12 protein-coding genes and 2 pseudogenes are annotated in these 13,708 nt (G+C 44.0%); 9 read left to right on the top strand and 5 right to left on the bottom strand.

Annotated elements, in window-relative coordinates; all coding sequences use genetic code 11:
- Positions 1 to 244: 244 nt before the first annotated feature.
- The 5 genes and pseudogenes from AB1F57_RS09005 to AB1F57_RS08985 all read right to left on the bottom strand — a co-directional run.
- A pseudogene (locus AB1F57_RS09005) lies at positions 245 to 827 on the bottom strand (transposase); the annotation flags it as partial.
- A gap of 131 nt (positions 828 to 958) precedes the next feature.
- Positions 959 to 2,026, bottom strand: a complete 1,068-nt coding sequence (gene aroB / locus AB1F57_RS09000) for a 3-dehydroquinate synthase (protein ID WP_170239411.1) — start codon at positions 2,024 to 2,026, stop codon at positions 959 to 961.
- Between the two features lie 12 nt (positions 2,027 to 2,038).
- Positions 2,039 to 2,908 carry a shikimate dehydrogenase gene (locus AB1F57_RS08995; protein WP_170239410.1) on the bottom strand — a complete coding sequence of 290 codons (870 nt, stop codon included), beginning with the start codon at positions 2,906 to 2,908 and terminating at the stop codon, positions 2,039 to 2,041.
- Positions 2,909 to 2,935: 27 nt separating this feature from the next.
- Positions 2,936 to 3,961, bottom strand: coding sequence for a 3-deoxy-7-phosphoheptulonate synthase (locus AB1F57_RS08990; protein WP_105137505.1), 1,026 nt, complete (start codon positions 3,959 to 3,961; stop codon positions 2,936 to 2,938).
- Positions 3,962 to 3,979: 18 nt separating this feature from the next.
- Complete coding sequence (locus AB1F57_RS08985) at positions 3,980 to 4,999, bottom strand: 3-deoxy-7-phosphoheptulonate synthase (protein WP_367985650.1); 1,020 nt, start codon at positions 4,997 to 4,999, stop codon at positions 3,980 to 3,982.
- 208 nt (positions 5,000 to 5,207) lie between these two features.
- Here AB1F57_RS08985 and aroA point away from each other — a divergent pair, with 208 nt between their 5' ends.
- The 9 genes and pseudogenes from aroA (at position 5,208) to AB1F57_RS08940 (ending at position 13,707) form a co-directional block, all read left to right on the top strand.
- Positions 5,208 to 6,488 (top strand): 3-phosphoshikimate 1-carboxyvinyltransferase, encoded by a 1,281-nt coding sequence (gene aroA, locus AB1F57_RS08980; protein WP_367985649.1) that lies wholly within the window; start codon positions 5,208 to 5,210, stop codon positions 6,486 to 6,488.
- A 21-nt stretch (positions 6,489 to 6,509) separates the two neighbouring features.
- Positions 6,510 to 7,001 (top strand): shikimate kinase, encoded by a 492-nt coding sequence (locus tag AB1F57_RS08975; protein ID WP_174853155.1) that lies wholly within the window; start codon positions 6,510 to 6,512, stop codon positions 6,999 to 7,001.
- Positions 6,992 to 7,816: a prephenate dehydratase gene (pheA, locus tag AB1F57_RS08970; RefSeq protein ID WP_318830310.1), complete on the top strand. Its 825-nt coding sequence runs from the start codon at positions 6,992 to 6,994 to the stop codon at positions 7,814 to 7,816. The genes AB1F57_RS08975 and pheA overlap by 10 nt, the downstream gene beginning before the upstream one ends.
- Positions 7,817 to 7,837: 21 nt before the next feature.
- A complete protein-coding gene (locus tag AB1F57_RS08965) occupies positions 7,838 to 9,145 on the top strand; it encodes an LCP family protein (RefSeq protein WP_367985648.1) in 1,308 nt (435 codons plus the stop codon).
- An 86-nt stretch (positions 9,146 to 9,231) separates the two neighbouring features.
- Positions 9,232 to 10,593: a 23S rRNA (uracil(1939)-C(5))-methyltransferase RlmD gene (rlmD, locus tag AB1F57_RS08960; protein ID WP_367985647.1), complete on the top strand. Its 1,362-nt coding sequence runs from the start codon at positions 9,232 to 9,234 to the stop codon at positions 10,591 to 10,593.
- A 210-nt stretch (positions 10,594 to 10,803) separates the two neighbouring features.
- The gene (locus AB1F57_RS08955) at positions 10,804 to 10,977 is read left to right on the top strand and encodes a hypothetical protein (RefSeq protein ID WP_000726045.1); all 174 of its coding nucleotides are present in this window, start codon (positions 10,804 to 10,806) and stop codon (positions 10,975 to 10,977) included.
- Positions 10,974 to 11,791: pseudogene (locus tag AB1F57_RS08950) on the top strand (replication initiator protein A). Before AB1F57_RS08955 ends, AB1F57_RS08950 begins: the two are co-directional and overlap by 4 nt.
- Positions 11,792 to 11,939: 148 nt before the next feature.
- Positions 11,940 to 13,295: a DNA (cytosine-5-)-methyltransferase gene (gene dcm, locus AB1F57_RS08945; RefSeq protein WP_367985646.1), complete on the top strand. Its 1,356-nt coding sequence runs from the start codon at positions 11,940 to 11,942 to the stop codon at positions 13,293 to 13,295.
- Entirely contained in the window at positions 13,279 to 13,707 is a 429-nt protein-coding gene (locus AB1F57_RS08940; RefSeq protein WP_367985645.1) for a hypothetical protein, read from the top strand. The genes dcm and AB1F57_RS08940 overlap by 17 nt, the downstream gene beginning before the upstream one ends.
- The last annotated feature ends 1 nt before the right edge of the window (position 13,708 follow it).

Raw genomic sequence — 13,708 nt, 5'->3', positions numbered from 1 at the left:
ATTACTGGAATTGTAGGAAAACGCCTATGATATACAAAACCATCCATTTCATAAGAAAACTGTCCCTATCCCACATTGTTTTAAAGACGAGACGGTGACGTGGCATTAGTTTGAATTTCAGGATTTTAGAACTTGTCTGACTCAATGATTCAGCATGGAGTTCACTAAAATATAAGAAAAAATACATTGAGGTCATGCTCGATGTATTTTTGGGCTCTTTGTCACTGTAGTGGGTTGATGTCAGCTAACACCTAGAGAGGACGAACTTCGTTCTCTCTTTCTTTATGTTCAAAGCAATCAAAATCCGTTTTTTAAAGTTTTCATCTTCCTGAAACCAAAGGCATTTCTCTTAATGACTTTGATGAGATTGTTAGTAGCTTTCAGTTTGGCGTTGGAATAAGGCAATTCTAGGGCATTCAAAACCTTGTCTTTATCCTTTAGAAATGTCTTAACTACCGTCTGGAAAATAGGATTAACAGTGGCTATTTCCTGTTCGATAAGGTCAAAGAAATGAACTGAGTTTTTCTCTTGGAAATGGAATAAGAGAAATTGATAGAGTTCATGGTGCTGTCAGAGTTCCTCGGAGTAAGACAGGAGTTTTTCCAGTATTTCCTTGTTAGTCAAATGCATGCGAAACATAGGGCGATAAAATCGTTTATCGCTGAGTTTACGGCTATCTTGTTGTATCAATTTCCAGTAGCGTTTCAAGGCTCGGTATTCCTGCGATTTTCTATCGAGTTGATTCATGATTTGAATGCGAAGCGGTTTATAGCACGACTAAGGTGCTGCACGATATGAAAGCGGTCAAGTACTATCTTGGCATTTGGGAGTGAAACAGTCTGGGAATAGACTGTTTCGGCCTGAGCCTAGAAATTGGAGAGCGAAGGGTTTAGCCACTACAGAAATTATAGAGCCAAAAATAGACTACTGATTTCATGCAAGTCAGTAGTCTTTTTTCTTATGGTTGTAAAAATTCTAGCATTTCTTCCATCGGAATTTGGTGAATAGCTGCCTGTCCTAATGTTGGGACAATAACCAGCTTGATGGATTTGCCACGAGCTTTCTTGTCGCGAGTCAAGGCTGCGTAGAGCGCGTCACTGTTCCAAGGTTGATGGCTGGTCGGCAGTCCAAATTTTTGGCACATAGCGATAATTTGGTCGGTAATGCCAGCAGGCATGAGGCCTTTTTCTTCAGCAACGCGCGATAGCTGGACCATTCCGATAGCAACAGCCTCGCCGTGCATGACTTGACCGTAACCAGCAGTAGCTTCGATAGCGTGACCAATGGTATGACCAAAGTTCAGATAGAGGCGGACGCCATTATCCAATTCATCCTCGACAACGACCTTGCGCTTAACGTTACAAGAACGGTAGATGATGGTTTCAGCATTGGCCAAAATACTCTCGGTAGAACCATCCATGTCTGACAAGAGGTCCCAGAGTTCGATATCATCAATCAAACCGTATTTGACAACCTCACCCATGCCCTCAATCAATTCGCGTGTGCCCAAGGTTTCTAGGGTGTTGGGATCAATGAGAACACCATCAGGTTGGCAGAAGGTACCGACCATGTTTTTGGCAAAGGGCGTGTTGACCCCCGTTTTGCCGCCGATGGACGAATCAACCTGAGCGGTCAGGCTAGTTGGGACTTGGAGGAAATGAATGCCCCGCATATAGGTTGAGGCCACAAAGCCAGCCAAATCACCTACGACACCGCCACCAAGGGCTAAGATACCGTCACTTCGGGTCATGCCTTCTTGAACAAGAAATTCATAGGCTTGATTGACCGTGTCCAGATTTTTGGATGCTTCACCTTCTGGAAAGGCAAATGCGATGGTTTCAAAACCAGCTGTTTCAAGACTAGCTCTGACCGTTTCCAGATAGAGTGAGGCAACATGGTCATCCGTAATAATCGCAATTTTTTGTGGCTTCCAGAGCGAGCTTGCCCAAGCACCGACCTGCGCTAAGCTTCCTTTTTCGATGAGAATATCGTAGGGATTTTGGGGAAGATTGACAGTTAGTTTCATGCTGTGTCCTCTCTAGTTGATGTCATATTTTTCGACTAATTGTTTCCAAATCAAGTCCGTCGGCATTTCTTTGCCTGTCCAAGACTCAAAAGCCTCAGCAGCTTGAAAGAGTAACATACCTAGACCATTGATGCTTGGAATGCCTTGTTCCTTGGCGAGTTTGAGTAAGGGCGTCTCAAAAGGTTGGTAAATCACATCTGCCACTAAACTGTTTTTTGGAAATGCAATGGTTTCCTGAATTGGCAGAGACTGACCATCCATGCCGACGCTGGTTCCGTTGACGAGCAAGTCAGACTTTGTAACATGCTCCTGAACCAAGTCCTGGTTGTCAATCGGCAATACCTGAATGGAGCAACAGGTTGCTTGGGCAATACGGTTAGCAGTAGCCTGCGTTCTGTCCAGACTTTGTTGGCGACAGAAAATTGTGATTCCCTTGGCACCATCCAAAGCAGCCTGGGCAATGATAGCTGTAGCAGCACCGCCTCCGCCCAGAATAGTCAGTCTTTTATCTGCTACATGGAAGTTCAGTTGTTTTTCCAAACTCTTGAAAAATCCGATGCCGTCCGTATTGTGCCCAATCAATTGGCCATGGCGGTGAATGACCGTATTGACCGCGCCGATTAAGCGAGCAGACTCTGTTAATTCGTCTAGGTAGGGAATAACCGCCTGCTTGTAGGGCATGGAGAGATTGATACCAAACATGTCGTAGCGCTTAATGTTGTCAAGTGTGACTGGTAGGTCTTGCTCTGCTATTTCCCAAGCCACGTAGACCCCATTGACCCCAGTCTCTTCAAAGGCAAGATTGTGAATGAAGGGAGAAATGGAGTGTTTAATGGGTTTGGCTACCACAGCAGCCAGACGCGTATAGCCGTCAATCGTCATGTGAGACCTCTCAAATGTATCAGCAGATTAGATGGTTTCGTGGATTTCACGAATCAGTGCTTCAGTTTTATCCCAACCAAGGCAAGGGTCGGTAATGGATTTACCAAAGGTTTCTGGGCTATCCTGACGACCATCTTCTAAGTAGGATTCAATCATAAAGCCACGAACATACTTGCGAATATCGTCGTTCCAATCGCGGTTAATCAGGGTTTGGCGGACGATACGGATTTGTTCCAGATAATTTTTACCAGAATTGTCATGGTTGGTGTCGATGACGATAAAAGGATTTTTGAGACCAAAGTTCTGGTATTGTTTGATAGTTTTTAAGAGAATATCGTAGTAGTAGTTCGGTTCGTTGATGCCTTGTTCTGTGCTAGCACCACGAAGAATAGCATGGGCCAGCGGATTGCCGTCTGTATCGACTTCCGCATCGCGGTAGATGAAATTCTGCTTGTTTTGCGCTGCGTAAATGGCGTTGAACATAACGGTCAGATTACCAGAAGTAGGATTTTTCATCCCGGTCGGCATGTCAATACCAGAGGCGACAAAGCGGTGCTCCTGATCTTCGACCGAACGGGCACCGATAGCATGGTAGGACACCAAGTCCTCAACCAAGGGGAAATTAGCCGAGTAAAGCATTTCATCCGCAGTGGTCAAGCCTGTTTCTGTGATGACACGGTAGTGTAAATTGCGCACGGCCGCGATACCGTTAATCAAATCAGGCAATTTTGAGGTATCTGGCTGGTGAACCAGTCCCTTGTAGCCTTCGCCATTGGTACGGGGCTTAGCCGTATAAACCCGCATGACCATGAAAATCTTATCTTTGACCTCGTCTTGCAATTTAGACAGACGACGGGCATATTCCAAAACGGCCTCTTCGTTATCCGAAGAACATGGGCCGATGACCAGTAAGAGGCGGTCATCCTCACCGCGGATGACTTTTTTTAGTTCCTCGTCACGCTTTTCTTTAGCAACTAGGAAGTCTCCTTCTAGTTTAGATAATTCTTTTACTTGTTCAATGTTGATGCGTGTGCTGCGCTGATGAATTCCCATAGCTTGTTTCCTATCTGTTTATCTGTTGTAAATTTCTCGAATGAGTTCCTCAGTTTTATCCCAACCAAGGCAAGGGTCGGTAATGGATTTTCCGTAAACTTCGGCGTTGTCCTGACGTCCATCTTCCAGATAGGACTCAATCATGAAACCGCGGACGTAGTCACGGATTTCTTGGTTCCAATCACGGTTAATCAGGGTTTGACGAACAATGCGGATTTGCTCCAAATAATTTTTACCGGAGTTATCGTGGTTGGTATCAATGATAATAAATGGATTTGCCAAACTAAATTGCTTGTAGAGGCCAATGGTTTCCAAGAGATTATCGTAGTAGTAGTTTGGCAGGTATTTGCCACTTTCTGTCACCGCACCACGCAGGATAACGTGAGCCAGCGGATTTCCAGATGTTTCAACCTCTGTGTTATTGAAGAGGAAGGACTGCTTTTTCTGAGCCGCGAAAATACCGTTAAACATGACCTTGAGGTTACCAGATGTCGGGTTTTTCAAGCCAGTCGGCACATCAATTCCAGACGCCACAAAACGGTGTTGCTGATTTTCAACCGAACGGGCACCAACGGCAATGTAAGATACCAAATCATCAACAAGTGGCAGGTTTTCGGGATAAAGCATCTCGTCGGCCGTCGTCAAACCAGTCTCTGTGATGACACGGTAGTGGAGATTGCGGACAGCCTTGATACCGTTGATGAGACTAGGTGCTGCATCGGTCTTTGGTTGGTGCATGAGTCCCTTGTAGCCGTCGCCATTGGTACGAGGCTTAGCCGTGTAGACCAGCATGACCATAAAAATTTTGTCTTTGACTTCTTCTTGTAACTTAGCCAAACGATGGGCATAGTCCAGAACCGCCTCTTCATTATCAGAAGAGCAAGGCCCGATGACCAAGAGCAGACGGTCGTCCTCGCCTTTTAAAATCGCCTCTAACTCACGGTCGCGCGCCTCTTTTTTGGATAAGGTTTCTGGGGATAATTTTGAATGGTCTCTTACATCCTGAATATCAATTTTTTCGCTAATTGGTGTAAACACTAGATAATCTCCTTGATTGATAGAATTTCTTTTTATTATACCATGAAAGCAGCTATTATTAAAACCATATCTATGTTTTTCGAAAAATTTACAGTAAATTCTGAAAATTATATCAAATATAGGTATTTTCAAAGATAAAATGGCATAAAAATCTGAAAATATTCTGCAAATGTGGTAGAATGAAAGGGAAACTATGTGAGGTATGGAAATGAAATTAAGAACAAATGCAAGAGCCTTAGAAGGTACGATACGCGTTCCGGGTGATAAATCCATCAGCCACCGTTCCATTATTTTTGGATCCTTGGCAAAAGGCGTAACTCGTGTTCATGATATTTTGCGTGGTGAGGATGTCCTCTCGACCATGCAGGTTTTTCGTGATTTAGGCGTGACGATTGAGGATAATGGGGATGTTGTCGAGGTTCACGGTGTTGGTTTTGATGGACTGCAAGCTCCTAAAAATGACCTAGATATGGGAAATTCAGGGACATCCATTCGTTTGATTTCGGGTGTCTTAGCTGGTCAAGACTTTGAGGCTACCATGTTTGGTGATGATTCGCTGTCAAAACGTCCTATGGATCGTGTGACGGTACCGCTCAGCCAAATGGGTGTAACCGTTTCTGGTCAGACAGACCGTGATTTGCCACCTTTGACCATCAAAGGTACCAAGTCCCTCAAGCCGATTTCCTATCAATTGCCAGTAGCATCTGCTCAGGTAAAATCAGCCCTCTTATTTGCAGCCCTGCAGGCAGAAGGCGAGTCGGTTATTATCGAAAAAGAAATCACTCGTAATCACACGGAGGACATGATTGTCCAATTTGGTGGACATTTGTCTGTTGATGGCAAGGAAATCCGCATCACGGGTGGGCAGGAATTTATAGCGCAAGAGATTGTTGTGCCGGGTGATATTTCCAGTGCGGCCTTCTGGTTGGTGGCTGGACTGGTTGTGCCTGGTTCAAAAATTACCCTTGAAAACGTCGGCATCAATGAAACGCGGACGGGTATTCTGGATGTCATCAAGGCTATGGGTGGAAGGATGACCTTGTCCAATGTGGATGAGATTGCCAAATCAGCGACCATTACGGTCGAGTACTCTGGCTTGCAGGGAACGGAGATTGCTGGTGACCTGATTCCGCGCTTGATTGACGAATTGCCAATTATTGCTCTTTTGGCGACGCAAGCCCATGGCACAACCATTATTCGCGATGCTGAGGAGTTGAAGGTTAAGGAAACGGATCGCATTCAAGTGGTGGCAGATGCCTTGAATGCCATGGGAACCAAGATTGAGCCGACTGCAGATGGTATGATTATCGAGGGACCCACGCCATTGCACGGTGCAACAGTCAACACCTTTGGTGACCACCGTATTGGCATGATGACAGCTATCGCAGCCCTCTTGGCACAAGATGGCGAGGTTGTTCTTGAGCGCGCTGAGGCCATCAATACCAGCTACCCAGCCTTCTTTGACCACCTTGAAAGTCTAGTGAAATAAATTCAGTAAATAGGAGAAACAATGCCAATCGTATTACTTGGTTTTATGGGAGTTGGAAAGACCACGACCGCTAAACTCTTGGATATGCCACTCTATGACATGGACCAGATTATTGAGGAACGGATTAGCATGTCCATTGCGGATTTCTTCCAATCAGAGGGCGAAGATGCTTTTCGCCAGTTAGAAACCCAGGTCTTGGAAGAGCTGATGGACTTGCCAAATGATTACTTGGTTTCAACGGGCGGTGGTGTGGTTAAATCTGCCAAAAATAGGGAGATCTTGCTCAAAAATAAGCTCAACAATGTTCTCTTAACCGCCTCCTTTCCAGTAGCTTATGAGCGGATTAGCCGAGATCATCAGTCGCAACGTCCCTTATTCATACAGCACAGCCGAGAAGAATTTGAGACCATTTACCAAGAACGAATGGCTTTATATGAAGGACTGTCTGATCTGATCATTGACACAGACCAACTCAGTCCAGAACAAGTAGCAAGGAAGATTCTATGCAAGTAGCTTATTTGGGCCCTCGAGGGTCCTTTACCCATCAAGTTGCTCAGCAGGCCTTTCCGGAAGCGGATTTGCAGGCTTTTGGTACCATTACAGAGGTCGTCAAGGCCTATGAGACTGGTTTGGTGACCTATTCGGTCATTCCGGTTGAGAATTCTATCGAAGGTAGTGTTCACGAGACCATTGACTATCTTTTTCATCAGGCAGAAATCCATGCGGTGGCAGAAGTGGTTCAGCCCATCGCCCAGCAATTGTTAGCGACGGCGCCTCATAAAGAAATTGAGGTCATCTATTCCCATCCGCAGGCCATTGCTCAAGGGAAAAAATATGTGCAGGAACATTTTCCGAAGGCTCGTTTGGAGTTGACAGCAAGCACGGCCTACGCAGCCCGATTTGTTGCGGAGCATTCGGACCAGCCTTTTGCGGCCATTGCCCCTCACGCTGCGGCTGAAGAGTACGGTCTGCAGGTCATTGCCCAAGACATCCAAGAAATTGCCGAGAATTTTACCCGTTTTTGGATTTTGGGGCATACGGTGCCTCAATTGGCATTGCGGGAAACAGATCGGAAGGTTTCTTTGGCTCTTACCCTGCCAGATAATCTGCCAGGTGCACTCTATAAGGCTATGTCGGTCTTTTCGTGGAGAGGAATCGGTTTGACCAAGATTGAAAGTCGGCCGCTGAAAACGGCGCTGGGTGAGTATTTCTTTATTTTGGATATTGAGAATAATTCAGATGAATTAGTTGGCTATTCTTTGGAGGAATTGAAAAGTTTAGGGATTTTTTATAAGATTTTAGGAAATTATAAGGTTTATAGTGTGTAATAACTTTAGAAAGGAGTGAATATGGCGAAACATCCCTTATCACATCATGAAGAGCTACGCTTGGACTACCTGCGTAAAAATATTCACTACTTAAACGAGAAGGAAAAGACGGAGCTGGATTACTTAGAGTATCTTGAAAAGGGTAAGGAGCGAGTCATTGCGCCTTCGCCACTTGAGGAGGAGGCTTCTAATCTTCCAGAGTTTTCACTTGAAGATTCTTGGAGAGAGGTTGCGCCCCTTGTAGAGGAAGAGGATCTCTTACCAGCCTATCCGACCTTGAGTCGAAAAGAAAGGTTAAAAAAATCTAAGAAAGATAAGGCGACTTCAGTAACTGAAGATAGTAGTAGTCAGCCACCCAAGAAACCTTTTTTCAAACGACTTTTAAGCATTATCTTTTGGGGACTGCTGATATTGTTGCTTGCCTTGGGCGCTATGTTTGTTAAAGGGATGATTAGCGTGGATAACAAGCCTGCTACCGAACAATTTGCTGGTCAGGCGACACAGGATGGCATCAATATTTTAATCTTAGGAACAGATGGTCGAGTTGGACAAAGTACCGGTGAAACTCGAACGGATACTGTTATGGTCCTGAATGTCAATAATAGTAGCAATAAGATAAAACTAGTCAGCTTTATGCGGGATACGCTGGTTACTATCGGTGGAGAAGGTGACTACAAACTCAACTCTGCCTACACTTTTGGTGAGCAAAATGGTGGTCTTGGGGCTGAAAATGTTCGGCAGGTTTTGAAGGAAAATTTTGATATTGATATTCAATACTATGCCCTTGTTGATTTTGCGAGTTTTGCATCTGCTATTGATATGCTCTTTCCATCGGGTGTGACCATTGATGCTCAATTTTCAACGATTGATGGTGAAACGGTGTCTTCTGTTGAAGCACCCAACGACCTGCGTCTGGAGGAAAATGCACCAGCTTATCAAACCATTCAGGTCGGTCCACAGCAGATGGATGGAAAAACCTTGCTCAACTATGCTCGTTTTCGTTCGGATGATGAAGGTGATTTTGGACGGACAAGGCGGCAACAAGAGGTTTTGGATGCAATTATTAGCCAAGCTCAGAATCCGACCAAATTATTCTCTGGTGCTGAGGCGCTTGGAAAAATTTACTCTATGACCTCTACCAATGTCCCACTAGCCTTTCCGTTGCTTCGTGGTCCAGGTATTTTGCTGGATGCACCTAATGGAATTGAACGAGTAACCATACCAGAAAACCACGATTGGATTGATGAGTATGACAATTATGGTGGTATGGGACTAAAAATTGACTTCTATAAATACCAAGAAGTGCTGAGAGAACTGGGTCTAAGGTAAGAATGCGCCAGTTTTCTTGTGAAATATGCTATACTTAAAAGTGACTTCGGTCACTTTTTTCGTGACCAGATTTAGAAAGTAGTAAGATGATACAAAAGAACGATATTGTAGAAGTTGAGATTGTTGATTTGACCCACGAGGGGCAAGGTGTTGCAAAAATTGAAGGTTTTGTCTTTTTTGTGGACAATGCGCTACCGGGTGAGAAGATTACCATGCGGGTCTTAAAACTGAAGAAAAATGTTGGGTTTGGTAAGGTCGAGGAATTTTTAACCCAGTCGCCAGACCGTAATCAAGATCTAGATTTGACCTATCTACGGACAGGTATTGCTGACTTGGGGCATCTGGCTTATCCCGCCCAGCTTACTTTTAAGAAGAAACAGGTGAAAACGGCTCTGCGTAAGATTGCTGGGATTTCAGATATCGTGGTTGAGGATACGCTAGGCATGGACCATCCTCTGGCCTACCGCAATAAGGCTACGGTGCCCGTTCGTCGTGTCAATGGCCAATTAGAAACAGGTTTTTTCCGAAAAAATTCTCACGATTTAGTGCCAATTGAAGATTTTTATATTCAAAACAAGGAAATTGATGCCTTGATTGTGGCAACGCGCGATTTACTCCGTAAGCTAGACCTCAAACCCTACGACGAGAAGGAGCAAACTGGGCTCATTCGCAATATTGTCGTACGACGCGGTCATTATACTGGGCAGATGATGCTGGTTTTGGTGACAACTCGTCCGAAAATTTTCCGTGTGGAGACCTTGATTGAACGTTTGACAGAGGCTTTCCCAAATCTGATCTCTATTATTCAGAACATCAACGACCAGAATACCAATGCAATTTTCGGTCAAGAATTTCGCCTGCTTCACGGGTCGGAGACAATTGTTGACCGGATGTTGGACAATGAATTTGAAATCTCAGCGCCGTCTTTCTATCAGGTCAATACGGAAATGGCAGAGCTGCTCTACCAGACAGGGATTGAGTTTGCTGGTTTGTCAGCCGATGATGTCGTGATTGATGCCTATTCGGGAATTGGCACCATCGGTCTTTCCTTTGCCAAGCAGGTCAAGCATGTTTACGGTGTTGAAGTGGTAGAAAAAGCGGTGGCAGATAGCCAGAAAAATGCGACTCGAAATGGGATTAACAATGTGACCTACGTCTGCGATAGTGCTGAAAATGCCATGCAAAAATGGGTGGCTGAAGGCATTAAGCCGACTGTGATTTTCGTGGATCCGCCACGGAAGGGCTTGACCGAGAGCTTTATCAAGGCCTCGGTGTCCGTTGCTCCTGAGAAGATTGTTTACATATCTTGTAATGTGGCGACCATGGCGCGTGATGTTAAGCTTTATGAGGAATTGGGATATAAACTGATTAAGGTACGACCGGTGGATCTTTTTCCGAATACGCATCACGTGGAGTGCGTAGTGTTGCTACAACGAAGCAACGGGTAAAAATCCTTTATTTTAAGCACTTTTTCAAGCATTTTGTCTTTATTGAAAAGAGTGATTTTGACATAAAAAAGGTTCAAAAAAAGTACATTGATGTGAATGTCTGTTTGGATGTCGACTGCGTAGACAAAAAATAGATACGTCATAAAAAATAATAGTTCAGCGAGAACATTTTACTAAGTGTTCTCGTTTTTTTATTTTCAGGAGGAATTCATGAAAAAGAAGGAACAATCATCACGCCAAATCGTGATGTGTCATCTTGTGGCTATTTTAGGAGTTGATATTGTGAAAGCAACACAGCTAATTGATGAAATGGAACAACCAGGTTTAATCCGATTTGATGAATTTGGAAATGTTGGAATATTAGTCTTGGAGGGACAATCATGAAACGAATTACCGCTAATCAGTATCAGACATCAGAGCGTTATTATAAACTCCCTAAAATTTTGTTTGAGAGTGAACGTTATAAGGATATAAAGCTGGAGGTTAAGGTAGCCTACGCGGTTTTAAAAGATAGGTTGGAGCTGTCTTTGAGTAAGGGCTGGATTGATGAGGATGGGGCTATTTACTTGATTTATTCCAATTCAAATCTGATGGCACTTTTAGGCTGTTCAAAGTCAAAATTACTCTCTATCAAGAAAACCTTACGTAACTATGGCTTAATTGATGAAGTCCAACAGTCCTCTAGTGAAAAAGGTCGAATGGCAAATAAAATTTACTTGGGGTATTAGAACATGAAACTACCCCAGTCTTACATACTGACGGGGCTAGTGTTAAAAAAACACTAGGGGAGTCTCAAAGAAAGACGGGGCCGGTCTTAAATTCAGCCCCTAGTGAGACTGAAGGAAGTGAGACTAAATATAGTGAAACTGAAGGGAGTGATTTCCTTATTGAGGACGAGGAGGAGAGGCAGCTGGTAGATGAGAAACAAGAAGAGAACTTTACTTTAAAAGTTGATGGCGTGACCAAGTACGATCGAGATTATATTTGGGGTTTGGTTCATGACCAGTTAAGACAGTCGGGGCTATCTCAGTCAGCTAGTGACTATGCCATGATTTATTTTAGTGACCGTTATCAGTATGCTTTGGAACATATGCGATTTGCTCGGTCAGCGGAAGTAATAGCTGAATACGTATTTAATGGTGTGCTGTCAGAGTGGACCAAGCAACTGAGACGACAAGAAGTAAAGGGAGGTGATTAAGTTGATTTGGTGGATACTAGGTGGAATCTATCTGATTTCTATCATCATTTTGATTGTTGAAATCATCCGTGCACCAGAAATGGATGATCATATATAAGCAAGAGTTTTACAAATCGTAAGGCTCTTTTTATTTGGAAAGAGAGGAAAAATGAAATTTTTAGATTTATTTGCTGGGATAGGTGGTTTTAGGCTAGGCATGGAATCACAGGGCCATGAGTGTTTGGGTTTTTGTGAAATTGATAAATTCGCTAGAACATCCTACAAAGCCATGTTTAACACAGAAGGAGAAATAGAATACCATGACATTAAAGAGGTCACAGACCATGACTTTAGACAATTTAGAGGGCAAGTGGAGGTTATCTGCGGGGGATTTCCTTGCCAAGCTTTTTCACTCGCAGGAAGACGACTGGGATTTGAAGATACTCGAGGGACTCTCTTTTTTGAGATTGCTCGAGCGGCCAAACAAATCCAACCACGTTTTCTATTTTTGGAAAACGTCAAAGGCCTACTCAATCACGACGAGGGACGGACGTTCGCCACAATCCTCTCCACGTTGGATGAATTGGGGTATGATGTCGAATGGCAGGTGCTTAACAGTAAGGACTTCCAAGTCCCGCAAAACAGAGAACGGGTCTTTATTATCGGACATTCTAGAAGATACCGTTCCAGATTCCTATTTCCTCTCAGAAGAGAAAATAGCCCAGCTCATCTTGAAAGGTTAGGAAATATCAATCCCTCTAAACGTGGTTTGAATGGTGAAGTCTATCTGACGAGTGGACTTGCTCCTACACTAACGAGAGGTAAAGGAGAGGGGGCAAAAATCGCCATTCCAGTCTTAACACCAGATAGACTTGAAAAACGCCAACATGGGCGTCGCTTTAAGGATAATCAAGACCCTATGTTTACTTTGACCAGTCAAGATAGACATGGTGTTGTCGTCGCAGGAAATCTGCCGACTAGCTTTGACCAGACCGGTAGAGTATTTGACATTGCTGGTTTGTCACCAACCTTGACCACCATGCAAGGTGGAGATAAGGTGCCAAAGATACTGCTGAGGGAGGAGCTGCCATTTCTGAAAATCAAGGAAGCCACAAAAAGAGGGTACGCAAAGGCAACTCTTGGAGACTCTGTCAATCTGGCTTATCCAGACTCAACCAAACGTAGGGGACGAGTGGGAAAGGGAATATCCAATACCTTGACGACTTCAGACAATATGGGAGTGGTGGTCGCTGCTCTGGAATATCGACAGGATAAGTGGTATGAAGTCACAGGGATTGTCTTAGAGGGGAAACTTTATCGCCTGAGAATCAGACGACTGACACCAAGAGAGTGTTTCAGACTTCAAGGCTTTCCTGATTGGGCTTATGAAAGAGCAGAAAGTGTTTCCAGTAAGAGCCAACTATACAAACAGGCCGGTAATAGTGTGACTGTCACAGTTATTGAAGCCATTGCCAGAGAATTTAGAAGAATGGAAGAGGAAGAAATACATGAACCTACTACATAAGAAAAGTATCCTAGATTGTACTGAATTAGAGGAACGTATTCACCAAGTTGAAACCAATCAGTTACTGGAAAAGATTCTATCACTCCCCAATTTTGATTGTGACTTTGAGGTGACTTTTGAAGATGATTACCATAAAGAGATGAATGATCCCCTATTCTACGAATCCAATCTTCATCGGATTTCGGATTTTTTGGAAACTAGGGATATTAAAAATGGTGTAGATACTTTATTGACGAAAGACAATCACCTGGCCTTTCGTGCCTTTGGTGAAAATTATTCTGCTAGGGGAAAGGAGGGCATTTTAACGACTCTAGTGACGGTCAAGTGCTTTGGTGAAGGACGGATGCCCATTGATATGAGTCGCTATTTCTCAACTCCTGAACCAACAGTTGAAAATAACCTAACCCTATAAG

The sequence above is a fragment of the Streptococcus nasisuis genome (assembly GCF_040836615.1).
GTDB classification, from domain to species: domain Bacteria; phylum Bacillota; class Bacilli; order Lactobacillales; family Streptococcaceae; genus Streptococcus; species Streptococcus suis_V.
This window is presented reverse-complemented; position numbering and strand designations above follow the sequence as displayed.